We start from the raw sequence: 23,377 nt of genomic DNA on the forward strand, positions 1-23,377 counted from the left end.
ATCATCCTTTCGCGAATCGCAGGCCCATCCTTATGAAAGCTCAAGCCCGGTTGAGATCAAGCACGAAATCGGAGCGGTCGGCGGCAGCGGCCTCAGCGCTCGTCCCTGTAAAAGGGCCGGTCGCCCGCGATCGTCACCCGCTCCATCCGCCGCACCGCCGGGAAATAGTCCGACGCGGCATAATGCTGCGCGGCGCGATTGTCCCAGAAGGCGGTCGAACCCGGCTCCCAGCGGAAGCGGCACTGATATTCGGGGATCGCCGCCTGCGCATAGAGATGCGCGAGCAGCCGGTCGCTCTCCTTCGCCGACAGCCCTTCGACATGGCTGGTGAAGGCGATGTTGACATAGAGCGCCTGCTCGCCGGTTTCGGGATGGGTGCGCACCAGCGGATGGACCTGCGGCGGATATTGCTTGTGCAGTTCCTCGACCGGCTTGCCGAGCCGCCCGGCGAAAACGCGCGCGATGTCGTGGACCGCGGTCAGGCCGCGGCAGAAGTCCTGCATCGCCGGCGACAGGCCGCGAAACGCCGCGGCCATGTCGGCGAACAGCGTGTCGCCGCCGACCGGCGGCACCTCGACCGCGCGGAGGATCGACCCCAGCGACGGCTCGGCGCGCCAGGTGACGTCCGAATGCCAGGCATTTTCCTTGCCTTTCGACTCGGGGCCGTGCGCGATGTGCAGCACCTCGGGATCGGGCTGATCCTTGGGCGTCGCGGGATGGATTTCGAGCGTGCCGAAGCGGCGGGCAAAGGCAATATGCTGCGCAGGGGTGATCGGCTGGTCGCGAAAAAAGACGACCTTGTGCGCGAGCAGCGCGGCGCGGATTTCGGCGATGACCGCGTCATCCTGTTCCTGCGACAGGTCGATGCCCGAAATCTCGGCCCCGATCGATGGGGTCAGCGGCGCGACCTTCAAGCGCGCGAAGCTCTGCGGCGATGCGGCGACGTTCATGGCGTCCTCTCCTTGCTCCCGAAGCGGGCATTAGGCGAGCGCGGGAACGCCGAGTCAAGCTCAGCGACGCCTTTCCTTCGCCTTCGCCGGCCCCTGCCGCACCACGGCCGCGCGCCGCGCCGCCTCCGCGCGATAGCTGTCGCACGCGCCGCCCTTGGGCCATTTGGCACAATAGTCGCGCCAGAAGGCGAGCTGCTCGCCGGTCATGTGGTCGGATTTGGTGGGCTTTTCGCCGATCTTGCGCGTTTCGCCGAGTACCGAATCGGACAGCGCGGTATCGACCGTATATTGCGCCGCGACCGGCACCGCCGCGCCAAACGCCAGCGCCGCGGCCAGAATGGACAAGCCTGTCTTGATCATCATCGCCTCCCCTTTGAGCAACGAATCAACCCCGCGGCCCACCCGAAAGTTCCTCAGGCGAGCGCCTATGTCCTTGATCGCGCAGGCTTCGCCAGATTCGCTTCGACCGCGCAGCGCACCAGCGCCGTGAAGGCCTCGGCATCGACGCGGTCGCTCTCGAACAGGTCGATCGCGCGCCGGACATTGCCGTCGAGGCTGGCGTTGAACAGCCCCGCCGGATCGGCGACTGCCGCGCCCTTGGCAAAGGTCAGCTTGACCTTGTCCTTATATGTTTCGCCGGTGCAGATCACCCCCGCGCGCTCCCAGGTCGGGACGCCCGCGGGGTTGGTCGGCTTGCGCCATTTGACCCTCTCCTCGATCGCGGGATCGGCCTCGCGGATCAGCGTGCGCAGCGTCGCCAGCACCGCACCGCGCCAGTCGCCGAGCGACGCGATCTTCGCATCGATCAGCGCCGAAGCGTCTTCGTCCGCCATCACCCTGTCTCCCTTACATCTTCTCACCGGGCAGCACGCTCGCTTGCCGCACCCAGTCGGCAAAGGCGCTCTCGTCGACCGCATCGGCCTCATGGACATGAAAATAGCGCGTGTCGCCGCTCTTCGACGCGACGGGCGGCACCGGGTCGAGCCGCCGGCCGTCGAAAAAGGCGACCTTGATATAGCGGTCATAGCAATGGATGCTGAGGAACCAGTGGTTCGGCAGCGCATCGGGCGCGCCATAGAGGGGCGAATTCCACTTCACCGCCTTGCGCACGCCGGGCACCTCGCGCACGATCAGCGCGTCGAGCCGCGCCCAGGCGGCCGATTTCCAGCCCGGCATCGCGGCGATATAGGCCTGAACCGGCGCATCGCCCTCGCCCTTCGCGATCTGCGGATTACCGCCCGACAGCAGGACGGGCTTTTCGGACTTCGCCATGACTCGCTCCTTGCCGGGCGCGTGATGCCACGCCCCGGCCGGTCCTTCCAGTGCCGATGCGCCGACGCGCCGCCCGCTGGCGCCGCATCGCGCTTCCTGTTAGCGCGGGCGGCACGATGACCCCGAACTTCATCATGGTCGACGATTTCGTAGCCAATCCGCACGAACTCCGGCGTCAGGCGCTTGGCCTTGGCTATGACCGCGGCACGGCGTCGGGCAATTATCCCGGCGTCACGTCGGAGCGGGCGCTGCCGATCAAAGGGATCGACGATTATGTCTCGCATCTTACCGGATTGAAGCTCGCCGGCGCGCCGGGAACGCTCCATGGTCATTGCCGACTGACGCTGAAGGGTGATCGCGGGCGAAGCGGCGTGCATATCGATCCCACCGCCTGGTCGGGCATCCTCTATCTCACGCCGCCCGATCATTGCCGCGGCGGCACCGATTTCTATCGCCATCGTCGCACCGGGCTCGATCGCGTGCCGACGACCGCCGACGGGATCCGCGCCGCGGGCTACGCCGACATCAACCGGCTGATCGAAGAGGTCGTCAATCGCGACACGACGAAGCCCTCGGCGTGGGAAAAGAGTTTCACCGCGCCGATGCGCTTCAATCGGCTGATCCTGTTCAGTCCGTGGATGTTCCACAATTCGGCGCCGGGTTTCGGCACCGGCACCGACGATGGGCGCCTCGTCTATCTGATGTTCTTCGCCGCCATGCCATGATAGGAGCGAGCGCGACAGCAGGAGAAAGCCCATGCCCCTTCGCCGCATCCCTCTTCTCGCCGTTCCGCTTATCGTCATGGCCTTCCCCCTCGCCGCATGCGGATCGCAATCGGACAAGGCGGCCACCGAGGCGCCCAAGAGCGACGCACCGGCGGCAACGGCCCCGACCGGCAATCCGCCCGACGCGAGCGCCGACAAGGTCGGCGACGCCGGTCCCGCCGCCACCTCGCCGCTCCCGCCGACCGCGGGCAGCAAGCTCGCTTCTTACGTGGGCAAATATCCGTTCGACAAGGTCGACGGGGTCGCGTGGAACGACTATGTTCTCGTGAAAGCGGGGATCGCCGCGACGGTCAAGGACCCCGCGGTTCTGAAGGCGATCACCACGACCGACGGCCCCGCGTCGCCGATCGAGATGCGCGGCGACAAGGTCGTATCCTGGGCATGCGAGCAGCATAATTGCGGCGCCCACCAATGGTCGGTCCAGATCGATCCGCGCACCGGCGCGACCGACGTCTGCTATTTCGACGAAGCCGCCGACCCCGCCAAGGCACGCTGGTTCCTCGCCAGCGGCAAGGAAGAGAAGCGCGACAGCAATTGCCAGTAAGAGGCCGCGGCCTTCCCCTCCCCGTTCCCCCTCGAAGGCAAGGGAGCATTAATCGCGAATCTCGACTATCCCACCAAGTCAGCTTTTCAACCCGACATCCGGATTCGACTCTCGCTCCAGATAAGAACATAATAGGAACATGATCCGATTCGGAGTAGAGTGATGGCACCGATGTTCCGTTATTTTCTGGGCTTCCAGGTCGCCGCCGAGCGTGCGGGATGGCTGGCGCGCCAATTACCGCAGGTTTCGGGCGATCTGTTCGCGGGTCTGAAACCGCAGCTTTACCATCTGACGCTCTGCACGATCGCCGAGACGCCCGCGCCGCATCCCTTCCTGCGCCAGCGCGTGGCGAGGGCGTTCGAGGCGGGCCTGCCTCCGGCGGCGCCCGTTCCCTTTGGCCGGATCGTCGCGCGGAACAGGGGCGCCGCGCTCGTCACCCTGGGCAGCGTCGGCGAAATCCGTCGGCTTTACGAAGCGATCGTCACGCTGCTGGCGCCGCACGATATCGCGCCCCTGCATCGCAAGGCGGGGCTCCGCCCGCATGTCACGCTCGGCTATGGCGCCTGCGATTTTCCCACCGTGCCGATTGCATGGACCTGGATTCCGCGCGAACTGGCGCTGATCGAAAGCCATGTCGGCCATCGTCGCCACCGCGTGCTGCAAAGCTGGACGCTCGCACCGCCAATGCAGGCGATGTTCGACTTCATGGCCGACGAACTGCCCCCGCCGCTGCGCTACGCCGCCTAGCTTTCGAGGCTATGCTCGAGCGTGATTTCGCAATTGAGCAGCTTCGACACCGGGCAATTTTTTTCGGCCTCGCCAGCGATCGTCGCGAACTCGTCGGCCGAAATCCCCGGCACCTTGCCGGTCAGCGTCAGCGCCGATCTGGTGATCGTGAAACCGCCGTCCTGCTGTTCGAGCGTCACCGCGGCGCTGGTTTCGAGCGTGTCGCCCGAATAGCCGGCACGCGCGAGACCGAAGGACAGCGCCATGGTGAAACAGGCCGCGTGCGCCGCCGCGAGCAGCTCCTCGGGGTTGGTCCCCGGCTGCCCCTCGAAACGGGTGCCGAAGCCATAGGGCTGCGCGCTGAGCACCTCCGATTTGGTGGTGATCGACCCCTTGCCGTCCTTGCCGAATCCTTCGTAGCGGGCGGATGCGCGATTGACGGTCATGATAGTCTCCTTCGGTTGAACAGGGGCGGGACTCGGGAAATGGGTCGTTCGCGCCGATAGCAGCCTACGCTTCGCACCTTCGCGCTTCCACGCCTTTTCGAAGAAGGTGAGTGGCCGGTCGGGCCGCCATGTCTGAAAACGGCCGGAAGCGGACCTATTGTCTATCCTCCCTGCAAGGGAGGGGAATATCCGCTCCCCACCCCCAAAACCGACGCGCCGGACCTCCATCAACGGCGCCGATTAGTGCCCTCCCGCCAGGGGTCGCGTCAGGCGGGAGGGCTGGCTCCACGCTGGCGTGGTGGGCCGGCGCGGAACGGTTCGTCTTCGTTCCCGTCCATAAGCCGCCGCCATCCACAGCGCCGTGATCGGCATCACTGGCGCGATATTTTCAGGCATCGCGCTTCAGCCGCACCAGCGCCGCATCGAGCGCCTGCAGGAACTGCGACCGGTCGGCCTTGGAAAAGGGCGGCGGCCCGCCCATCCCGTCGCTCATCCCGGCGCGAAGGTCGGCCATGATCGCGCGCGTCGCGATCGCCGGGCCGATCGACGCCGCGGTAAAGGGCTTGCCCGTCGGCGCGAGCACCGCTGCACCCGCTTTCAACGCCCGGTCGGCGAGCAATATGTCGGCCGTGACCACGACGCTGTGCGCATTCGCCGCCTCGGCGATCCAGTCGTCGGCAGCGTCGAAGCCGTCCGACACCACAATACGCTCGATCAAGGGATGATCGGGAACGCGCAGCCGGCTGTTGCTGACGATCTTCACCGGCACCTCATGGCGCCACGCGACGCGATAGACCTCGTCCTTCACCGGGCAGGCATCGGCATCGACCAGAATCGCGACGGTCATCCGCGCACCCCGTCCCAGAGCAGCTTGGCGCCGAGCAGCACCATCAGGATATAGACGATGACATAGAAGCGTGCCGGATCCATCCGCTTGAGCCAGCGCACCGTGACCAATGTCGCGACGATCGCGAGCGGCATCAGCAGCAGCGCCGCGACGACCACCTCGTGCGGAAAGGCGCCGAGCGCGAGATAGGCGGGCACCTTCATCCAGTTGACGATCGCGAACAGGATCGCGCTCGTCCCGATGAAGCTCAGATGCGGCAGCTTGCGCGGCGTCACCCACATCTGGAACGGCGGCCCGCCCGCGTGCGCGATCTGGCTGGTAAAGCCCATGAGGCCGCCGAAGATCGTGCCGACCCAGCCCGGCGAGGTCGACGCCGCGACGACGCGCCCGCCGCGCTCGACCCACAGGCGATAGAGGCCGAACGCCAGCGTGATCGCGCCGAGCGCCGCCATCAACTGCGCCTCGTCCACCCGCTCGGCATAAAACCATCCCGCCGCGACGCCGATCGCAGCGCCGGGGAGCATCCAGCCAATGATCCAGCCGTCCCATGTATGGCGGAACGACCAGACGCTGATCACGTCCTGCACGATCAGGACCGGCAGCAGCAGCGCCGCGGCGGTCGCGGGCGGCAGCACTAGCGCGGCGAGCGGCGTCGCGAGCGAACCGACCCCGGCGAGCCCGCCCTTCGCCATGCCGAGCAGGATCACCGCGACGATCAGCACCGCCAGCGTCAGCGGGTCGGACAGCAGGCTCATGCCGCGGCGATGTCGGGCGTCTCAGGCAATCGCCAGTCGATCGTCCCGCGGCCATGCGCCTCCAGAAAGGCATTCGCCTGGCTGAACGGCTTCGATCCGAAAAAACCGTTATGCGCCGACAGTGGCGAGGGGTGCGGCGCGCGTAGGATCAGATGCGGACTGCCCGGCCCCAGCCCCGGCACATTCGCCGCCTTGCGCTGGGCGTGACTGCCCCAGAGGATGAAGACCTTCGGCGCCGGGTCGGCCGCGACCGCCGCGACCGCGGCGTCGGTGAATTTCTCCCACCCCTTGCCCTGATGCGACGCCGCCATTCCCGCCTCGACCGTCAGGCAATTGTTGAGCAGCAGTACCCCCTGTTCGGCCCAATGCTTCAAAAACCCGTGCCGCGCGGGCGGGATGCCGAGGTCGCTCTGCATCTCCTTGTAGATGTTGACGAGGCTCGGCGGTGTCCGCACCCCCGGCTGGACCGAGAAGCAAAGCCCGTGCGCCTGCCCCGGCCCATGATAGGGATCCTGCCCCAATATGACGACGCGCACGTCCTGCGGCGGCGTCGCGTCGAGCGCCGCGAACCAGTCGCGCGGGCGCGGATAGATCGCCTTTCCTTTCGCGCGCTCGCCGGCAAGGAAGGTCTTGAGCGCCGCCATATAGGGCTGCTCGAACTCGCCGCCGATGCGCGCGAGCCAGTCGGGATGCAATTTGACCTCGGCCATGCGCATCCTTTGACCGGAGCCGCCCGCGCTTGTCCAGCCATCTTGTCCAGCGCCTTTCCCGCCGCTAGGCCGGGATGATCGATTGAGTTCGTCATTGCGAGCGGAGCGAAGCAATCCAGGCGGTTTGCGCGGGCTCTGGATTGCTTCGCTACGCTCGCAATGACGACGAGATTCAATTTTCGGGTGAAGGACGAGCGATGACGACTGGGATTGGCGACACGCTGACCACACTCGAGGCGGTGGTGCGCGACCGGCTCGCCGCGGGCGACGGCTCCGCTTCCTACGTGGCGAGCCTCGCCGCGAAGGGCCGCGGCAAGATCGCACAGAAGCTCGGCGAGGAAGCGACCGAGACGATCATAGCCGCGCTGACCGAAGACGATGCCGCGCTGACCGGCGAGGCGGCCGACCTCATCTTTCACCTCACCGTGCTGCTCGCCGAGCGCGGTCTCGGCTGGAACGCCGTCGCCGCCGAACTCGCGCGCCGCCACGGCACCTCGGGCCACGCCGAAAAAGCCAGCCGTACCCAATAGGAGCCACCCATGCCGATCGACGCGACGCTTCCCTATGACGACAGCAACATCTTCGCGCGCATCCTGCGCGGCGAGTTGCCGTCGAAGACCGTCTATGAGGACGACTATGCCCTCGCCTTCCACGACATCAATCCGCAGGCGCCGCTGCATATCCTCGTGATCCCCAAGGGCCCCTATGTGAGCTGGGACGATTTTTCGGAGCGCGGCAGCGACGCCGAGATCGCGGGCTTCGTCCGCGCGGTGGGCAAGGTCGCGCGCGACCAAGGCATCGTCGTGCCGGGCTATCGCCTGCTCGCCAACGTCGGCCCCGACAGCCATCAGGAAGTCCCGCACCTCCACGTCCATATCTTCGCGGGTCAGCCACTGGGGCCGATGCTCGTCCGCTAAGCCGGCGCCAATACTCTCCTCATCATCCCGGACGAATGTTAGGGGCCAGTTGGCGAATCTCTCAATTCCTGTGCTTGTCTATGATCCCCGTCACAGCCTTTTCGCCGGTTGCGGTTAACCGTGTGCACCGTGCGGCGACGGGTGGACAGAGGCCCCTGTTTCCAGCAGGATAGGTCTGGGCTCACCGGGGAGACGACGCAATGGCAACGGGATGGCAGGCGCTGGCGAAGGCTTTTGCCGGCAAGGCGCGACTCGCGCTGATGATTCCGCTCGCCGCCGCGCTCGTCGCGGCCGGCGGCGACACCGTCCCGCAAGTCACGCTCGCGACGCCCGGCTCGGCGGGCACCGGCGACGGCACGATCAGCCGCTTCACGCTGCGTTTTTCCGAAGACATGGTGCCGCTCGGCGATCCCCGCGCCAAGGCCCCCGCGACCCACGACTGCAAGGTTCCCGCCGACGGCCGCTGGGTCGACACGCGCACCTGGGTGCTCGAATTCGAAAAATCGCTTCCCGGCGGCGTGAGCTGCCACGTCGATCTGCGCGATGGCCTCACCACCGCGCGCGGCGTGAACGTCGTCGGCAACAGCCGGTTCGAGATCGACACCGGCGGCCCCTCGGCGCGCGCGGTGCTCGCGGGCAATGGCTATGGCGACATCGAGGAGGAGCAGGTCTTCCTCGTCGCCACCAACGTCGCCGCCGACCGCGCCTCGGTCAGCCGCTTCGCCTATTGCGCGGTCGACGGCATCGGCGAGAAGATTCCGGTCGACGTGCTGAAACCCGAAACCGCCGCCACGATCCTCGACGGCATCGGAGACCAATGGTCGGCGCAAAGCTTCACCCAGGACGCCGGCCTGCCGCTGCGCCTGCCCGCCGCGGGCGCCGACCGCGAGGCGGCGCTGGCGCGCGTGGTCCCGGTCAAGTGCCGCCGCCCGCTGCCCCCCGGACGCGAGATGGCGCTCGTCTGGGATGCGCGCATTTCGCAGGCCGGCGTGCCGGGCCGCACCGCCGGCCGCGACCAGCGCTTCGACTATGACGTCCGCCCCGCCTTCACCGCGAAAATGTCGTGCAGCCGCGTCAATCCGCAGGCGGGCTGCAACCCGTTGAAACCGATCAACCTCGGCTTTGCCGCGCCGGTCGCGCGCGATGTCGCGCTCGCCGCGACGCTCCGTACCACCGACGGCAAGACCATCGCCGCGAAGATCGACGATGACGACAGGAACGACGCCTTCCTCGAACGCGTCCGTTTCGACGGCCCGCTGCCGCAGAATGTCGACGCAACGCTCGTCCTCCCCGCCGACATCGCCGACCAGAGCGGCCGCCGCTTGCAGAACCAGTCGAATTTCCCGCTGAAATTCCACATCGACAGCGCCCCGCCGATCGTCAAATTCGCCGCCGAATTCGGCATATTGGAAGCATCCGAGGGCGGCGTCCTGCCCGTCACCGTGCGCGGGGTCGAGGCATCGCTGGTGCAGGCGAACCTCAAGATGCCCGCGACTGCGCTCCGCGTCGGCGACGACGATGCCGCGATCGCGCGCTGGCTGAAGCGCGTCGCCGATGCCGACGACACCGACTATCGCGAGGAAAAGGATCGCAGCGGCAAGGACGTCACGGTCAATTACACCGGCACGAAATCGGTGTTCGAGGATGCCCCCGCGGGCGGCGAACGCCGTAATCTGACGCTTGCCCCGCCCGCCGGCGGCAAGGAATTCGAGGTCGTCGGCATTCCGCTCGCCGAAAAGGGCTTCCACGTCGTCGAGATCGCCAGCCCCGAACTCGGCGCCAAATTGCTCGGGCGCAAGGCGACGCGCTATGTCGCGACCGCTGCGCTCGTCACCAATATGGCGGTACATTTCAAATGGGGCCGCGAGAGCTCGCTTGCCTGGGTGACGTCGCTCGACACCGGGCTTCCCGTCGCGGGCGCCGAGGTCCGCGTCACCGATAGCTGCACCGGCCGCCTGCTCGCGCGCGGCACCGCCGACAAGGCCGGTCGCCTCGCTTTCCCCGGCGGCCTGCCGCAGCCCGAGACCTATGCCAGCTGCGAGGACGACCCCGACCCCGCGAACAGCGAGGGCCATGCGCTGATGGTCAGCGCGCGCTCGGGCGACGATTTCAGCTTCACGCTGACTGACTGGGGCGACGGCATCCGCCCCTATGACTTCGACCTTCCCTATGGCTGGTCGGAACGCGAGGACATCCTCCACACCCTGTTCGACCGTGCGCTCGTCAAGGCGGGCGAGACGGTCCACATGAAGCATATCCTGCGCCGCCCCGTCGGCACCGGCTTCACGGCGCCGCAACCGATGGCGGGCAAGCTCCGCCTCGTCCACCGCGGCTCGGACACCGAGTTCGAGATGCCGTTCAGTATCGACGCGGGCGGCAGCGGCGAAACGACGTGGAACGTCCCCGCCTCGGCGCCGATGGGCGACTATGAGTTGGTGTTCGTCACGAAAGACAAGGACGGCAAGGACAAGAACATCTGGTCGAACCAGTCGGTGCGCGTCGACGAATATCGCCTGCCGACGATGAAGGCGACCGTGACCAGCCCGAAGGAATCGCTCGTGCGGCCCGCGCAGGTGCCGCTGTCATTGTTCGTCGGCTATCTGTCGGGCGGCCCGGCGCCGAATCTGCCGGTCGAGCTCCGCTCGACCTTCCGCGCCGCGTGGACGGCGCCCGAAGATTATCGCGACTGGGATTTCGACGGCCGGCCGGTCAAGGAAGGCGTGATCCAGCTCGACGACAGCGGCGAGGAGCCCGAGGCCGACATGCCGCTCGCGCGCTCGGTGCCGCTCACCCTCGGCGCCGACGGCACTGCGACGACCAATATCGTCGTCGACCAGCCGATCGTCGAGCCGACCCAGATGGCGGTCGAGATGGATTATGAGGATGCGAACGGCGAGACGCTGACGTCGACCCGCCGCATCACCCTTTATCCCTCGGCCGTGCGCCTCGGGCTCAAGACCGACGGCTGGCTGATGCGCGACAATGATCTGCGCCTCAAATTCGTCGCGCTCGATCTCGACGGCAAGCCGATCGCCGGCCAGCGCGTCCAGGTCGCGCTCTACAACCGCGAGATCATCACCGCGCGGCGGCGGCTGATTGGTGGCTTCTACGCCTATGACAATCAGATGCGGACGACCCGGCTGGGGGCGACGTGCAGCGCGACGACCGACAAGCTCGGCCGCGCGAGCTGCGCGATGGCGCCCGGCGTCTCGGGCGAAGTGACCGTCGTCGCGACCACGCAGGACGAGAGCGGAAACGAGGCGCGCGCGGTGCGCTCGGTCTGGCTCGCGGGCGACAACGACTGGTGGTTCGGCGGCGACAATGGCGACCGCATGGACGTGATCGCCGAGAAGCCGCGCTACGCGGCGGGCGACACCGCGCGCTTCCAGGTCCGCATGCCGTTCCGCGAAGCGACCGCGCTCGTCACCGTCGAGCGCGAAGGCGTGCTCTCCAGCTTCGTCGTTCCGTTGAAGGGAACGAACCCGGTCGTGGAGGTCAAGCTCCCCGCCACATACGCGCCCGACGTCTATGTCTCGGTGATGGCGGTGCGCGGCCGCGTCACCGGCGAGGAAAGCTGGTTCCGCAAGATGAAACGCGCGGTCGGCTTCCAGATCGAGAATAGCGAAGGCGCGCCCGCGACCGCGCTCGTCGATCTCGCCAAGCCGAGCTACCGCCTCGGCATCGCGCGGATCAAGGTCGGCTGGGAAGGCCATCAGCTCGGCGTCAAGGTCAAGGCCGACAAGGAGAAATATGCGATCCGCGAAACCGCCAAAGTCGGCATCGAGGTCAAGACCCCCAGCGGCAAAGCCCCGGCAAACGCCGACGTCGCTTTCGTCGCGGTCGACGAGGCGCTGCTTCAGCTCGCGCCCAACGAAAGCTGGAAGCTGATCGACGCGATGATGGGCGAGCGCACGCTCGACGTCCTCACCTCGACCGCGCAGATGCAGGTCGTCGGCAAGCGGCATTACGGCCGCAAGGCGCTCGAACCCGGCGGCGGGGGCGGCGGCGACCTTTCGGGCCTGACGCGCGAGGATTTCCGCCCGGTGCTGCTGTGGCAAGGCCGCGTCCCGCTCGACTCCAAGGGTCGCGCGACGGTCGAAGTCCCGCTCAGCGACAATCTCTCCGCCTTCCGCCTCGTCGCGATCGCGACCGACGGATCGCAATATTTCGGGACCGGCGAGACGAGCGTGCGCACCGTGCAGGATCTCGGCGTCTTCGCGAGCCTCCCCGATCTCGTCCGCACCGGCGACGTCTATGACGCGCGCTTCACGCTCCGCAACGGCACCGACAGGGAGATGACGGTCACCGCGACGGCGACGCTGTCGCCTGCAGTCGCGACCGCGCCGCCGCTCACCGTGACGATCCCGGCGGGCGGCGCGGTGCCGATCAGCTGGCAGATTACCGCGCCCGACGCCACCGGTCCGATCCAGTGGACCGTCGACGCGGCGTCGAAGGACGGCAAGGCACGCGACCGCCTGACCTTCGAGCAGAGCGTCGAGCCCGCGGTGCCGGTCGAGACCTGGGCCGCGAGCCTGTTCCGCGTCGGTCCGAACACGACGCTGCCGATCGCGATCCCGGCGGGCGCGCTGCCCGGCGGTTACGTCGACGTCGCGCTCGCGGGCACGCTCGCGCCGCCGCTGGCGGCGGTGCGCGACTATATGGCGATCTATCCCTATAACTGCTTCGAGCAGTCGACCTCGCGTGCCGTCGCGCTCGGCGACGTCGGGCGGTGGCAGGCGCTCGTCGGCGCCATGCCGACCTATCTCGATGACGACGGGCTGCTCCGCTACTGGCCGAACGACCGGATGGAGGGCTCGCCCGAGCTCACCGCCTATGTCCTCGCGATCACCGCGGCGAACGGTTTCGCAATCCCCGAAGCGCCCAAGGCGAAGATGATCAAGGCGTTGCAGGCGGTGATCGAGGGGCGGCTGACCCGCAAGGGATACGGCCCCTACGACATCCGCCCGGTCCGCGTCGCCGCGCTCGCGGCGCTCGCGCGCAACAATGCGGCGAGCCCACAGCTCGTCGCGGCGATCGACATGGCGCCGGTCGACATGGCGACCGGCACCCTCGCCGACTGGCTCGTCGCGATCGAGCGCACGCCGGGCGTCCGCAATGCCGTCGCGCTGCGCACCGCGGCCGAAGCCGAATTGCGCAAGCGCCTCGTCTACGAAGGCACGCGCCTCGACCTCGTCGACGATGCCAAGGCGCCGTGGTGGATGATGACCAGCGGCGACGAGATGGCGATCAAGGCGCTCGAAGCCGTGCTCGGCCGCAAGGGCTGGGAGGATGACGCCGGCAAGCTGATGGTCGGCGTCGCGCAGCGCCAGCGCAAGGGCCATTGGGACACCACCCCCGCCAATGCGTGGGGCGCCGTCACCGTCCGCCGCTTCGCAGAGCTCTATCCGGCAAGCGCGATCACCGGCGTGACGAACATCAGCCTCGCGGGCGCCACCGCCTCGCAAAGCTGGCCGCTGCCCGCAGAGGCCCCCTCGCCGCTGCGTGTCGCGCTCGCCGCGGCGACGATGAGCCTCAGCCACGAAGGCAGCGGCGCCCCGTGGGCAACCGTCAGCGTCAAGGCGGCGGTGCCGCTCAAGGAACCGCTCAACGCGGGCTACCGCATCAAGCGCTCGGTCAGCGTCGTCAAGGCGGCCGACCCCGCCCACCTGACGCGCGGCGACGTGATCAAGGTGCGGATCGAGGTCACCGCCGCCGCGGGCCGCACCTGGGTCATCGTCAACGACCCGATCCCGCCGGGCGCGACGATCGTCGGCAATCTCGGCGGCCAGTCGGAGATGCTGGCCGAGCAAGCGAGCGGATCGGACTGGCAGCCGAGCTACGTCGAGCGCGGCAAGGATAGCTGGCGCGGCTATTACGGCTGGATGCCCACAGGCACCCACGCGGTCGAATATGTCGTGCGCTTGAACGGCTCGGGCCGCTTCACCCTGCCCCCGACGCGCGTCGAGGCGATGTACTCGCCCGCGATCCGCGGCCAGTGGCCCAACGCGCCGGTGACGGTGGCTGCGGCGGCGCGGTGATGGCTGCTCACCCCACCTTTCCATCCGCGTGTCCCCGCGAAGGCGGGGGCCCATCTCGGGTCGGTTCAAACTGGCACCGGCGGAAGATGGGCTCCCGCCTACGCGGGAGCACGCGCTGAATTAAACGATGGAACAGACTCGCAACCGCCGCTGGTTCGACGCGCTGGCGTGGGCGGCGCTCGCCGCCCTGATCCTCCTCACCATCGCGCACCTCCTCACCCGCCCGCCCGCGATGCCCGATTACGCCGCGGTCCGCGCCGACTGGAAACCCAGCGAGGCCTGGCTCTACGACCGCGACGGCCGCCTGCTCGACAGCGAGCGGGTCAATTTCGAGCACCGCCGCCTCGCGTGGGTGCCGCTGAAGGATATCAGCCCCACGGTCCGCGACACCGTCGTCGCGGCCGAGGATCATCGCTTCTGGTCGCACGGCGGGGTCGACTGGCTGGCGATCGCCAGCGCGATCCGCACCCGCTGGACCGGCGGCCGCTCGCGCGGCGCCTCGACGCTGCCGATGCAGCTCGCCGCCTTCCTCGCCCCCGACCTCGCGCAGCCGGGTCAGCGCGGCTGGTTCGCCAAGATCCGTCAAATGCGCGCGGCGCAGGCGCTCGCGTCGGGTTGGACGCACGAGCAGATGCTCGAAGCCTATTTCAACCTCCTCCCCCTGCGCGGCGAGGCGCAGGGGATCGGCGCCGGCGCGCAGAGCCTGTTCGGCAAGAAGCCCGCCGAGATGAACCGCACCGACGCCGCGCTGTTCGCGGGCCTGCTCCCGAACCCCGCCGCGAAAGCCGACGTGCTCGGCAAGCGTGCGTGCCGAATCGCGAAGGCGGCAGACTGCTCCGCCATCGATGCCGCCGCCGCGACGCTCGTCTCGGGCGAGCAGGCGGCGCGCTTCGATCCTGCGCTCGCGCCGCACCTCGCAACGCGGCTGCTCGACAAGCCCGGCAAGCGCGTCACGACCACCATCGACCGCCGCATCCAGACCGCCGCGATCATCGCGCTGCGCCGCCAGCTTGCGGGCCTCGGCTCGGACCGCGTGCGCGACGGCGCCGTCGTCGTGCTCGACAATGCCACCGGCGACGTCCTCGCCTATGTCGGCGGCGTCGGCCTCAAATCGACCGCCGCGCAGGTCGACGGCGCCAATGCGCGGCGGCAGGCAGGCTCGACGCTGAAACCGCATCTCTATGCGCAGGTGATCGAGCATGGCTGGCTCACTGCCGCCTCGATCCTCGACGACAGCCCGGTTCAGCTCGACACCGCCTCGGGCCTCTATGTGCCCAAGAATTACGACCATAATTTTCAGGGCCCGGTCAGCGTCCGCCACGCGCTCGCCAGCTCGCTCAATGTCCCGGCGGTGCGCACGCTCGTCATCGACGACGTCCAGCTCTTCCGCGACCGCCTGTGGACGCTCGGCTATCACGGCCTCGTCGAGGACGGCGAATATTATGGTTTCAGCCTCGCGCTCGGCTCGGCCGAGGTTAGCCTCGTCGAACAGGCCAATGCTTTCCGCACCCTCGCCAACCAGGGTCGCTGGTCGCCGGTGCGTTATCGCATCGGCGAGAAAGCCGAAGCCCCGCGCCAGATCGTCAATCCCGGCGCCGCCTTCATCGTCGGCGACATCCTCGCCGACGCCTCGGCCCGCGCCGACGCCTTCGGCGCCGACAGCGCGCTCCGCCTCCCCTTCTGGGCCGCGGCCAAGACCGGAACCTCGAAGGGGATGCGCGACAATTGGTGCGTCGGCTGGTCCGATCGCTACACCGTCGCGGTCTGGGTGGGGAATCTCGAGGGCGATTCGATGCGCGCCGTCTCGGGCACCTCGGGCGCCGCGCCGGTGTGGCGCGACGTGATGATGGCGCTCCACACCGGCAGCCCCGGCAGACCCCCGAAAATGCCCGAGGGGGTCGAGGCGCGCCAGGTCGCGCTTCCCGGCACGCGCGAGCCGCCGCGCCGCGAATATTTCCTCCGCGGCACCGCGCAGAGCGAAATCGCCGCCGCGCCGCAGGCCGCGCGCCGCCCGCGCATCACCAGCCCGGTCAGCGGCAGCGTCTATGCGCTCGACCCCGATATCCCGATCGACCGCCAGAGCCTCGCGGTGCTGGTCAGCGGCGACGTGACGGGATTTCGCCTGATCCTCGACAGGAAGCCGCTCGGCGACGCCGATGCGGGTCCGCAAATCCTGCCGCGCCCCGGCATCCATATGCTCGCGCTCGTCGATCCCGGCGGGCGGATGATCGACCGGGTGCGATTCACGGTGCGGTGAACCGCTGTAACGCGCGTGAAATTAAGTTGCGCTGACGCGCGGAGCGGTTAGTCTGCGCCGCCAGGAGAGGGGGCCGTTCGGGCGCCCCAAAGGGGATATTTGATGATATTTGGCCGCGTCAAACCGCTCGACGCCATCCTGGCTACAGCCGAGAAAAAGGGGCTGCATCGCACGCTCGGCGCCTTCCAGCTCACCATGCTCGGCATCGGCGCCGTCATCGGCACCGGCATCTTCGTGCTGACGTCCGAAGCCGCGCAAAAGGCCGGCCCGGCGATGCTGCTGAGCTTCGTCGTCGCGGGCTTCGTCTGCGCGGTCGCAGCGCTCTGCTATTCCGAACTGGCGTCGATGGTGCCCGTCTCGGGCTCGGCCTATACCTACAGCTATGCCGTGGTCGGCGAAATCCTCGCCTGGATGGTCGGCTGGGCGCTGATCCTCGAATATGCGGTGGGCGCCAGCGCGGTCGCCGTCGGCTGGTCCAACCACGCGGTCGGGCTATTGAATTCGCTGGGGTGGCATATCCCCGCGGCGATCAGCAACGCCGATGCGCTGATGGCGCATATGCAGCTCGCGATCGGCGCGGCGCCCAGCGAGGACCTCGACAAGGCGCTCGCGGTCGGCGGCTGGATCAACGTTCCTGCGATCATCGTGATCGGCTTCGTGACCTGGCTTCTCGTGATCGGCACGACCGAAAGCGCACGCGTCAACGCCGTGCTCGTGCTGATCAAGATTGCCGCGCTGACCGCCTTCATCGCGCTGACGCTGCCGGTCCTCAATTCGGACAATTTCAACCCGTTCATGCCGACCGGAATCGGCAATCCGCTCAGCTCCTCGGGGCTCGGCGTGCTCGGCGCCGCGGCCTCGATCTTCTTCGCCTATGTCGGCTTCGACGCCGTTTCGACCGCCGCCGAGGAAACCAAGAATCCGCAGCGCAACGTCCCGATCGGCCTGATCGGCTCGCTGGTGATCTGCACCATCTTCTATCTGCTCGTCGCGTCGGGCGCGATCGGCGCGATCGGCGCGCAGCCGGTCGCCAACGCCGCCGGTCAGATATTGTCGCCGGGTTCGCCGGAGCTCGCGGGCCGCTGCGCGACGCTGGTCGCCGGCGGGTTCGTCGAGCCGCTCGTCTGCTCGAAGGAAGCGCTGGTCCATGTCCTCGAAGCGATCGACTGGCCGTTCGTCGGCCGGCTCGTCGGCCTTGCCGCCGTGCTCGCGCTGCCGTCGGTCGTGCTGATGATGATGTTCGGCCAGACCCGCATCTTCTTCACCATGGCGCGCGACGGCCTGCTGCCCGAAAAGCTGGCCTCGGTGCACAGCAAATATCGCACCCCGCACGTCGTCACCGTCGTCACCGGCGTCTGCGCCGCCTTCGCGGCCGCAGTGCTGCCGGTCGGCAAGCTCGCCGACTATTCGAACGCGGGCACCTTGTTCGCCTTCTTCATGGTCGCGATTTCGGTGATGGTGCTGCGCCGCACCGACCCGAATCGCCATCGGCCGTTCCGCACGCCGCTGGTCTTCGTCGTCGCGCCGCTGGCGATCCTCGGCTGCGTCGTGCTCTATCTGTCGCTGCCGCTGACCGCGAAGCTGGTGCTGCCGATCTGGGGCGCCATCGGCCTGCTCATCTATTTCGGCTACAGCCGCTCGCGCAGCCACGTCGGCCGCGGGCTCGTGGAAGTGCACGAACTCGACTCCGACGCGCCGCCGCCGCCGGTGCCCCCGACGCCGTCGTTCGACTGACGGCCGGGACCATCAAAAAGGGGGGAAAGGGGGCTTCGGCCCCCTTTCTTTTTGCGAGTTCAGGACTGGCTTATTTCAGCATCCACGGCCCGGTGCTTTCCAGCCGACGCGGCGCCCGTTATTTTTCGCACAAAGCCACAAAGCCACGAAGAAGAAGGCTTGGGCCGACAGGCCCTTTCCTCCATCAACGGTGCGGCTAGTCGCGCGGTCGCAAAGGAAATCCGCTTCGCGGCTGGCGCGACATCTTCGTGGCTTTGTGCCTTTGTGCGAAACAAAAAGAGCGCGGCGTCGAAGGACAAGGCAGACCATGACCCCCGAAACAAGCCTGTCGAAGGTCCAGGCGAACAAGAGCCGAACCGGAGTCCGTGTCCTCAATAGGGCGTGCGCGGCGCGGTGCCGGGGCGGGTGAAGAGCTTGCCGCGCTCGGCCCAGAAGACCAGCGCCAGCCCCACCACCCCCGAAATCAGAAAGGCATAGGCGAGCGGCAGCGTCGATCCGTCATAGAGCTGGCCGATCGCAGCGCCCATCGCGGCGGCGAGCAAGGTCTTGCAAAAGCTCTGATAGGAGGAGGCGACCCCGGCCATATGACCGAAATCCTCCATCGCGATCGACCCGAAATTGCTGCCGATGAAGCCGATCAGCCCGACGTTGACCATCATCAGCAACGTGAACATCCACAAGGTCTCGGCGCCGCTCATCGCGACGGCGATCTGCGCGATCGACGTCGCCATGAAGGCAAAGGTCGCGCTCTGCGACACACGCCGCGCGCCGAAGCGCTCGACGATCGCGGCGTTCGAGAAATTGGCGATCGCAATCCCCGCCGCGACGCAGGCGAAGACCAGCGGGAACCAGCTCTGCGCCCCGAACACCTCGGCGATGATCTGCTCGCTGCTGTTGAGATAGCCATAGAGCGCGCCCTGCATCATCGCCGAGGCGATCATATAGCCCGCGGCGCGGCGATGCCGCGTCACCGTCGCCCAGCCCGCGATCATCGTCCGCGCGTCGAGCGGGCGGATGTCCTCGCGCGCCAGCGTCTCGGGCAAACGGCGCAGCCACAGCAGCATGACGCAGCCCATCACCGCAAGGACGATGAAGATCGCGCGCCAGTTCGCGAAGGCGGTGATCCCCGCGCCCATGGTGGGCGCGATCGCGGGGACGATCATGAAGACGAGGAAGATCATCGACAGCCGCTTCGCCATCGCGTCGCCCGAGAAGAGGTCGCGGATCACCGCGACGACGATCACGCCGAGCGCGGCGCTGATCAGCCCGTGCCCGAAGCGCAGCGCGAGCAGCATCGGAAAGCTGGTCGCGAGTCCGCAGCCGATCGAGAAAGCGACATAGGCGAACAGCGCCGGCACTAGCACGCCCTTGCGCCCGAAACGGTCGGAGAGCGGGCCGTAGAAGAGCGACCCGGCGCCGATGCCGAAGAGATAGGTCGAGATGACATATTGCCGGTCGTTGGCGACCGTGACCCCCAGCCCGTCGCCGATCGCGGGCAGCGCGGGCAGCATCGAATCGATGGCGAGCGCATTCAGCGCCATGACCATCGCCATCATGAACACCATTTCGCGGCCGCCGGGCATGCGGGACCGCTGGGGGGATTCGGTCATTTTGTGCATTGCGGCGGCCCTATGCGCCACCCCGCCCGCTTTGGATAGCCCCCGAGGGGCGAAAAGCTATGCAAGCGAGGGGGATGGGGTGTCTGCGCGATTGGAATGGAGGGGTTCGACCGGAAGCTGCCCCATCTTACATCGTCATCCCGGACGTGATCCGGGATCCATTCATCCGGCGCTGAGAGAATGGATCCCGGATCAAGCCTGTCCTGAGCCTGCCGAAGGGTCCGGGATGACGAGAGTTTGGAAGTCGCGCGTAGCGTTTCTTATCGTCGTCATTCCCGCGAAAGCGGGAACCCAAAGCGTGCGTCGGCTGACCCCACTCTGGGTTCCCGCTTTCGCGGGAATGACGAAGGTGGGGAGGGGGCAGCTCTCCACCCCAAAATCGCCATCGACAAAGCCCGCGCAACACATGCCCACGAAAAAGGCCGCCTCCGACGGGGAGCGGCCCTTTCCCATTTCGAACCCGAAAAAATCAGGCCTGGCGCGTGCCGGTCATCGCCATCGAGCCGAACGGGCCGGCCTTGATCGTGCCGGTCAGCGTGTCGCCGTCGATCGTCGCTTCGGCCTCCAGCGTCATCGGCATCGGCACTTTCATGTTCATGGTCCAGGTCAGCTTGTTGCCGTCGACCTTGCCATTCTCGACATCGAGCGACCCCATCGCGCCGGCATTCTGGCCGGTGAAGCTGTCGCCGTCGCTCTTCACCGTGAAGACCGATTTCTGGTCGCCCATCGGCGACTTGGTGACGCAATCATAATTGCCGTCGACTCCAGACATAAACCTCTCCTACTGAAACCAATGTTAGTTAGCGGGTTTCGCTATTTCCACCGGCAGGCCCAGTCCGTCAAGCTGCGGTTTCACCACCGCGGCGTCGCCGACCACGACATAGACGAGATCGCCGGTGCTGAGCGCCTTCCGCGCCGCGGCATCGACCTCGGCCGTCGTCATCGCCTCATAGGTCGCGGGCAGCGTCTCGTAATAATTGTCGGGGCGGCCGAACTTCACGATCTGGCGCATCCCGCCGAGGACGTCGCCCGACGTTTCGAAGCTGCCCGGCAGTTCGCGGACGCTGCCGTTCACCGTCCGCTCCAGCTCTTCCTTGGTGACGCCCTTGTCGCCGAGGAATTCGGTAAGGTCGGTCTGGAACGCCTTGATCGAATCGCCGGTACGGTCGGCCTGGACCGGCGCCGCCACGATCCAGCTCACCCGGTCCTGGTCGGAGGTGATGCGCGAGCGCACGCCATAGGACCAGCCCTTGGTCTCGCGCAGGTCCATGTTGAAGCGCGACAGGAAATCGCCGCCGAAGATGTCGTTCGCCGACCGCAGCACTTCGAGTGTATCGCCGCCCTTCGCATCGAGCACCTTGCCGGCGAGGATCACCGACTGCGGCGATTTCGGCCGGTCGACGAGCAGAATGCGCGGCTGCGGCTTCGGAATCGCGATCTCGAAATGCTTTTCGGGCTTGGCTCCCGCAGGCGCCTTCCAATCGCCGAAGGCGGTATCGAGCGCCCTGGTGATCTCCTTCAGCGTGGTGTCGCCGACGACGAAGATACGCGCATTGTCGGGGCGAACCCATGCGTCGTGGAACGCCGCGAGCTGATCGCGCGTCGCCGCGGTCACCGCCGCGGCGTCGCCCAGGCCCGACGGCGGGATGCCATAGGGATGATCGGCGCCATAGAGCGCCGGCATCAGCACCCGGCTGGCGATCGCATTGGGGTTGTTGAGCTCGGCCTGGAGGCGATTGAGCTGCTGCGCCCGCACGCGCTCCAGTTCCTTCGCATCGAAAGCGGGGTTCCGGATATAATCGGCGAGCAAGCCGAGCGACGGAGCGAGGTTCGGTTTCAGCGCGAACAGGCTGAACACCGTCTCATCGGCGCTCGCCGATCCGTCGATCTGCGCGCCGAGGCGCTCCTTCGCTTCGGCAAAGGCGATCGAATCCTTGCTCGTCGTGCCTTCGTCCATCAGGCTGAGCATTAGCGACTGGGTGCCGAGCGCATTGTGCGGATCGGCGGCATAGCCCGCGTCGAAGCTGACCGCGACCTGCACCGTCGGCACCGTCGTGCGGCGCGCAAAGACGACTTCGATGCCGTTCCTGAGCTTCGCCCGTTCGATCGCCGGGAAATCGAGTGCCTTCAGATCGGCGACCGCCGGCATCTGCGACCGGTCGGCGATCGAGGTCGCTCCCACGGCGCCCCCATTCGATCCGGCGCCGGGGCCGACATCGCCGAGCGCCGGGTTCCAGTACCGGTCGGGCGCGACGCCGATGGCCTTGCCCGCGATCACCGCGCCGCCGCGATTCTCACCGCCCTCGGTGCGCTCGCCCGGCGTGTAGGTCAGCGAAAAGACCGGACGCGACATCCATTTGTTCGCGACCGCCTTCACCTGCTCGGGCGTCGCCTTGGCGAGCCGGTCGAGCTCGGTCTTGTAATAGGCGGGATCGTTCGAATAGAGCGCGCCCTCGGCCAGCGTCACCGCCTTGCCGCCGAAGCCCCCGACCGATTCGAGCCCCGCGATCGTACCGCCGAGATAGCTCGCCGCCGCGCGCTGCAACTCGTCGGCGGTCGGGCCGGTCGCGAGGAAGTCTGCGATCTGGGCGTCGAGCTTGTCGCCGACGACCTTCGGATCGACCCCCGGCTTCACATCGGCCTGGACGATCAGGAAACCCGCATCCTCCAGCGTCTGCGTGCCAGCGGCGACGCTGACCGCGACCGGATCCTTGCGCACCATCGCATTGTCGAGCCGCGACGAGGACAGCCCGCCGAGTACCGTGGTCGCCATCTGCAGCGCCACCGCGTCGGCGTCATTGAGCCCCGGAACCGCCCACATGCGATAGATGCGCGTCGTCGGGATCAGATCCTTGACCTCTTTCGCGAGCGGAGCGGGCAGCGTCGGGACCGAGGTTTCGGGCGCCTTCACCTGCGGGCCGCGCGGAATGTCGCCGAACCATTCGGTCACCTTTGCCTTGGCAGTCGCAAGGTCGACGTCGCCCGCAAGCACGAGAACGGCGTTGTTCGGGCCGTAATTGTCGGTGAACCACTTCTTCACGTCGGCAAGGCTCGCCGTATTGAGGTCGGTCATCGAGCCGATCGTGCTGTGGTGATAGGGATGCCCCTTGGGAAAGAGATTCTCGAAAATCTCGTAGCGCAGCAGGCCATAGGGATTGTTGTCGCCCTGGCGCTTTTCATTCTGGACGACGCCGCGCTGGTTATCGAGCTTTTCCTGCGTAATGCCGCCGAGCAGGTGCCCCATGCGGTCGCTTTCGAGGAACAAGGCGCGGTCGAGCGCGCCGGTCGGCACCGTCTCGAAATAATTGGTGCGGTCGACGTTGGTCGTGCCGTTGAAATCGGTCGCACCGACTTGTTGCAGCGGCTCGAAGAAATCGCCGGGCGCATTTTCGGACCCGTTGAACATCAGATGCTCGAACAGGTGCGCGAAGCCCGTCTTGCCCGCGGGCTCGTTCTTCGACCCGACGCGATACCAGACCGACACCGCGACGACCGGCGCCTTGTGATCCTCGTGCACGATGACGCGCAGGCCGTTGTCGAGCGTGAAGCTCTGATAGGGGATGTCGACCGCCTTCACGAGTTCGGCGATCGGGGCGGGCTTTGCCTCCTTCGCCTTGGCGAGCGCCGGACCGGCGGCGACGAGCGAGGTCGACAGGGCAAGGGCGATGGCGAATCGATGAAAACGGGGCATGGACTTCCTCTTGGATAGCGAGCGCGGGCGCGGACGGCCTGCGAGCGACCGGGTGCCGGACGGCACTGTATCAGCGGTTTAGGACA

19 protein-coding genes are annotated in these 23,377 nt (G+C 67.3%); 8 read left to right on the top strand and 11 right to left on the bottom strand.

Annotation, left to right across the window (positions count from 1 at the left end):
• Positions 1 to 92 precede the first annotated feature (92 nt).
• The 4 genes from ACVENA_RS17665 to ACVENA_RS17680 form a co-directional block, all read right to left on the bottom strand.
• Entirely contained in the window at positions 93 to 950 is an 858-nt protein-coding gene (locus ACVENA_RS17665) for a TauD/TfdA dioxygenase family protein (RefSeq protein ID WP_449326446.1), read from the bottom strand.
• Between the two features lie 60 nt (positions 951 to 1,010).
• On the bottom strand, positions 1,011 to 1,313 hold the full coding sequence (locus tag ACVENA_RS17670) for a hypothetical protein (protein WP_449326447.1): 303 nt from the start codon (positions 1,311 to 1,313) through the stop codon (positions 1,011 to 1,013).
• Between the two features lie 62 nt (positions 1,314 to 1,375).
• Complete coding sequence (locus tag ACVENA_RS17675; protein ID WP_449326448.1) at positions 1,376 to 1,783, bottom strand: DUF1801 domain-containing protein; 408 nt, start codon at positions 1,781 to 1,783, stop codon at positions 1,376 to 1,378.
• A 13-nt stretch (positions 1,784 to 1,796) separates the two neighbouring features.
• On the bottom strand, positions 1,797 to 2,222 hold the full coding sequence (locus ACVENA_RS17680; RefSeq protein WP_449326449.1) for a DUF1801 domain-containing protein: 426 nt from the start codon (positions 2,220 to 2,222) through the stop codon (positions 1,797 to 1,799).
• Positions 2,223 to 2,278: 56 nt separating this feature from the next.
• Here ACVENA_RS17680 and ACVENA_RS17685 point away from each other — a divergent pair, with 56 nt between their 5' ends.
• The 3 genes from ACVENA_RS17685 (at position 2,279) to ACVENA_RS17695 (ending at position 4,298) form a co-directional block, all read left to right on the top strand.
• On the top strand, positions 2,279 to 2,947 hold the full coding sequence (locus ACVENA_RS17685; RefSeq protein WP_449326450.1) for a DUF6445 family protein: 669 nt from the start codon (positions 2,279 to 2,281) through the stop codon (positions 2,945 to 2,947).
• Positions 2,948 to 2,978: 31 nt separating this feature from the next.
• Positions 2,979 to 3,551 (top strand): hypothetical protein, encoded by a 573-nt coding sequence (locus tag ACVENA_RS17690; RefSeq protein ID WP_449326451.1) that lies wholly within the window; start codon positions 2,979 to 2,981, stop codon positions 3,549 to 3,551.
• A gap of 162 nt (positions 3,552 to 3,713) precedes the next feature.
• Positions 3,714 to 4,298, top strand: coding sequence for a 2'-5' RNA ligase family protein (locus tag ACVENA_RS17695; protein WP_449326452.1), 585 nt, complete (start codon positions 3,714 to 3,716; stop codon positions 4,296 to 4,298).
• Here ACVENA_RS17695 and ACVENA_RS17700 read toward each other — a convergent pair.
• The 4 genes from ACVENA_RS17700 to ung all read right to left on the bottom strand — a co-directional run bounded on the left by ACVENA_RS17700 (position 4,295) and on the right by ung (position 7,035).
• The gene (locus tag ACVENA_RS17700; protein ID WP_449326453.1) at positions 4,295 to 4,723 is read right to left on the bottom strand and encodes an OsmC family protein; all 429 of its coding nucleotides are present in this window, start codon (positions 4,721 to 4,723) and stop codon (positions 4,295 to 4,297) included. The genes ACVENA_RS17695 and ACVENA_RS17700 overlap by 4 nt on opposite strands.
• Before the next feature lie 388 nt (positions 4,724 to 5,111).
• Positions 5,112 to 5,570, bottom strand: a complete 459-nt coding sequence (locus ACVENA_RS17705; protein ID WP_449326454.1) for a YaiI/YqxD family protein — start codon at positions 5,568 to 5,570, stop codon at positions 5,112 to 5,114.
• Entirely contained in the window at positions 5,567 to 6,325 is a 759-nt protein-coding gene (locus ACVENA_RS17710) for a sulfite exporter TauE/SafE family protein (RefSeq protein WP_449326455.1), read from the bottom strand. The genes ACVENA_RS17705 and ACVENA_RS17710 overlap by 4 nt, the downstream gene beginning before the upstream one ends.
• Positions 6,322 to 7,035 carry a uracil-DNA glycosylase gene (gene ung, locus ACVENA_RS17715; RefSeq protein WP_449326456.1) on the bottom strand — a complete coding sequence of 238 codons (714 nt, stop codon included), beginning with the start codon at positions 7,033 to 7,035 and terminating at the stop codon, positions 6,322 to 6,324. Before ung ends, ACVENA_RS17710 begins: the two co-directional genes overlap by 4 nt.
• A gap of 197 nt (positions 7,036 to 7,232) precedes the next feature.
• Between ung and ACVENA_RS17720 the strand changes: the two genes are divergently transcribed.
• The 5 genes from ACVENA_RS17720 to ACVENA_RS17740 all read left to right on the top strand — a co-directional run bounded on the left by ACVENA_RS17720 (position 7,233) and on the right by ACVENA_RS17740 (position 17,981).
• Entirely contained in the window at positions 7,233 to 7,565 is a 333-nt protein-coding gene (locus tag ACVENA_RS17720; protein ID WP_449326457.1) for a phosphoribosyl-ATP diphosphatase, read from the top strand.
• Between the two features lie 9 nt (positions 7,566 to 7,574).
• On the top strand, positions 7,575 to 7,952 hold the full coding sequence (locus tag ACVENA_RS17725; protein WP_449326458.1) for a histidine triad nucleotide-binding protein: 378 nt from the start codon (positions 7,575 to 7,577) through the stop codon (positions 7,950 to 7,952).
• A gap of 200 nt (positions 7,953 to 8,152) precedes the next feature.
• The gene (locus ACVENA_RS17730; protein ID WP_449326459.1) at positions 8,153 to 13,990 is read left to right on the top strand and encodes an alpha-2-macroglobulin family protein; all 5,838 of its coding nucleotides are present in this window, start codon (positions 8,153 to 8,155) and stop codon (positions 13,988 to 13,990) included.
• Between the two features lie 127 nt (positions 13,991 to 14,117).
• The gene (gene pbpC / locus ACVENA_RS17735; protein ID WP_449326460.1) at positions 14,118 to 16,247 is read left to right on the top strand and encodes a penicillin-binding protein 1C; all 2,130 of its coding nucleotides are present in this window, start codon (positions 14,118 to 14,120) and stop codon (positions 16,245 to 16,247) included.
• Positions 16,248 to 16,349: 102 nt separating this feature from the next.
• On the top strand, positions 16,350 to 17,981 hold the full coding sequence (locus ACVENA_RS17740) for an amino acid permease (RefSeq protein WP_257545598.1): 1,632 nt from the start codon (positions 16,350 to 16,352) through the stop codon (positions 17,979 to 17,981).
• A 371-nt stretch (positions 17,982 to 18,352) separates the two neighbouring features.
• Here ACVENA_RS17740 and ACVENA_RS17745 read toward each other — a convergent pair whose 3' ends face one another.
• The 3 genes from ACVENA_RS17745 to ACVENA_RS17755 all read right to left on the bottom strand — a co-directional run bounded on the left by ACVENA_RS17745 (position 18,353) and on the right by ACVENA_RS17755 (position 23,291).
• Entirely contained in the window at positions 18,353 to 19,564 is a 1,212-nt protein-coding gene (locus tag ACVENA_RS17745) for a multidrug effflux MFS transporter (RefSeq protein ID WP_257545600.1), read from the bottom strand.
• Positions 19,565 to 20,069: 505 nt separating this feature from the next.
• Complete coding sequence (locus tag ACVENA_RS17750; RefSeq protein WP_257545602.1) at positions 20,070 to 20,372, bottom strand: hypothetical protein; 303 nt, start codon at positions 20,370 to 20,372, stop codon at positions 20,070 to 20,072.
• A gap of 24 nt (positions 20,373 to 20,396) precedes the next feature.
• Positions 20,397 to 23,291 (bottom strand): M16 family metallopeptidase, encoded by a 2,895-nt coding sequence (locus ACVENA_RS17755; RefSeq protein ID WP_449326461.1) that lies wholly within the window; start codon positions 23,289 to 23,291, stop codon positions 20,397 to 20,399.
• Positions 23,292 to 23,377: the final 86 nt, after the last annotated feature.

The organism is Sphingopyxis sp. 550A (genome assembly GCF_053569535.1).